This is a genomic window from Anaerofustis stercorihominis (assembly GCF_024623185.1).
GTDB lineage: Bacteria > Bacillota > Clostridia > Eubacteriales > Anaerofustaceae > Anaerofustis.
Window position 1 is genome coordinate 1 of the sequence record NZ_JANJZK010000065.1, and the last position, 1,002, is coordinate 1,002.

A 1,002-nucleotide genomic window follows, 5' to 3' on the forward strand; every position below is an offset into this window, starting at 1 on the left:
CTCTGCCCGAGATTTTTGAAACGACCGCTGCCCCAACCCTTCTAAAAAAGTATTATTTGCTCATATTCATCTTTAATAACTTTCTATGCCAAATAAAAAAACACTTATTAAAAGTGTTTTTATTTTTACTATTTATTTAAATCCTTAACTAAGGCTAAGATATTATCTATTTGTTCGTTACTTAAATTTTTTAAATATTCTACTATTTCATTGATTTTTTCCGGATTATCATTATCTGTATCAAAAAAGTCTAATGGAGAAATGTTTAAATAATCACATATCGAAAAGTGATATAGGGTTCCACCTTATGAACCGCCAATTTTTACTTGTCTAAAAATTGGATTTAACGACCCAGCTCAAGCCACGGTGCCTTATAGCGCGACTGGATTTTCTGCAAAATGCTGCCCGCATTTTGTGAAACAGTCGCTACCCCTCCACTCAAAATATTACATATATTTTCTAAATTCCTTTACATCAAAAAATTCTTTAATAGTAATATCAAATCCATCACATATCCGTTTAATAGTTAAAATTCTGGGATTATTTGTACTTTGATTTAATATGCCATTTATTGCTGTATTTGAAACTCCTGATTTTTTTTGCTAATTTATTGATTGACATATTCTTTTCCTTACATAAATGTAATATTCTTTTACCTATCATTTCTACTATATCCATAATAACTCCTTTTTTATTTATTATAGAATATAGACATAACTGATATATTGGATTAAATCCTTAATATAAATTATTTTAAAGGATTAAAGGTAATATTTATAAGATATCTTCTTTTTATTTAATAGAAGTGAGATATTTACTATTCAAAAAAAGTGAAAAGCTTTTTATCTAGTCTTTAAGTGAGAAAAGATTAGTAAATTGTGCTCATTATTATACTGTGGGATTTAAAATAGGAGCAAAAATGATGAAAGAGATTTTAGAGGAGGATGAGTAAATAAAACTTTATTAGATTGGGTGGGGTAGCGGTCGTTTCAAAAATCTCGG

General features: G+C 27.8%; 2 protein-coding genes. Both read right to left on the reverse strand.

The genetic code is table 11. The features are described from left to right. Positions 1-446: 446 nt before the first annotated feature. On the reverse strand, positions 447-572 hold the full coding sequence (locus NSA01_RS10060) for an XRE family transcriptional regulator (protein ID WP_373887195.1): 126 nt from the start codon (positions 570-572) through the stop codon (positions 447-449). Then, complete coding sequence (locus NSA01_RS10005; RefSeq protein WP_257481315.1) at positions 541-678, reverse strand: hypothetical protein; 138 nt, start codon at positions 676-678, stop codon at positions 541-543. Before NSA01_RS10005 ends, NSA01_RS10060 begins: the two co-directional genes overlap by 32 nt. Positions 679-1,002: the final 324 nt, after the last annotated feature.

Excerpts from the sequence above, each read along its gene's own strand:
- NSA01_RS10005 (WP_257481315.1), bottom strand. The coding sequence starts at position 678 with ATGGATATAGTAGAAATGATAGGTAAAAGAATATTACATTTATGTAAG.